Source organism: Serratia sp. 506_PEND (assembly GCF_001076875.1).
Lineage (GTDB): Bacteria > Pseudomonadota > Gammaproteobacteria > Enterobacterales > Enterobacteriaceae > Serratia > Serratia marcescens.
In genome coordinates, this window is sequence record NZ_JVEL01000019.1 from 1 (window position 1) to 1,007 (window position 1,007).

At 51.4% G+C, this 1,007-nt stretch carries 1 protein-coding gene and 1 other RNA gene; one reads left to right on the forward strand and one right to left on the reverse strand.

The genetic code is table 11. From position 1 onward, the window contains the following. A partial coding sequence (locus tag ADK28_RS00635; RefSeq protein WP_343286222.1) for a putative PEP-binding protein occupies nt 1-492 on the forward strand: 492 nt, incomplete at its 5' end. A gap of 109 nt (nt 493-601) precedes the next feature. Here the strand turns inward: ADK28_RS00635 and rprA are convergent. Next, nucleotides 602-711: antisense sRNA RprA (gene rprA / locus ADK28_RS29385), an RNA gene on the reverse strand. Between the last annotated feature and the right edge of the window lie 296 nt (nt 712-1,007).

Sequence of the window (1,007 nt, forward strand, 5' to 3'; positions counted from 1 at the left end):
GTGAAACGCGTGCGTAACGACATGGGGCTGACCAACGTCGAAATCATGGTGCCGTTCGTGCGCACCGTGGCGCAGGCGGAAGCGGTGGTGGCCGAGTTGGCGCGTCAGGGGCTGAAGCGCGGCGAAAACGGGCTGAAAGTGATCATGATGTGCGAGATCCCGTCCAATGCGCTGTTGGCGGATCAGTTCCTCGAGCACTTCGACGGCTTCTCCATCGGCTCCAACGACATGACTCAGCTGGCGCTGGGGCTGGATCGCGATTCTGGCGTGGTGTCGGAACTGTTCGACGAGCGCAACGAGGCGGTGAAAGCGCTGCTGTCGATGGCGATTCAGGCGGCCAAGCGCCACGGCAAATACGTCGGCATCTGCGGCCAGGGCCCGTCTGACCATGAAGACTTCGCCGAGTGGCTGATGGAGCAGGGCATCGACAGCCTGTCGCTTAACCCGGACACTGTGGTGCAGACCTGGATCAATTTGTCGAAAAAGAAATAATGTCTCGGCCTCGCTGAGGCATTAACGTCAGGCCGCAGTTAACGCTGCGGCCTTTTTATTTCTGAATGTAAATAACGGCGCGTAAAATAATCAATTCGACGAAAAAAGAATAAAAAAAAGCCCACCGTAGGAGATGGGCAAAGACTACACACAGCAATTCACATGTATGGCATTACATTGTTCAGAAAGGTTGCTTTAAAATCAGTGATTTGAAGCAATAGATGGCCATAATACTAGATTTTTGAACGCGACTAGTCATTAAGAATCATCCTAATCGATAGCGGCATCACATTTTATTTGCGGTAGTTATCTCTTTTTTCCGTTTGCAACAAACAGGGATTTACATTGCACCTTTTATTCGCCGTACTGAAATCAATATAGGGCGGCATTATATTGGGCGGAGATATTACTCGAATGAGGTAGGAATAATGACGGGCGTGAAAAGTTCCGCCCGACGATGCGGGCGGAAGGGGGGAATTAGCGTTTTTCCAGATCTTCGATGACTTGCTCCGGTG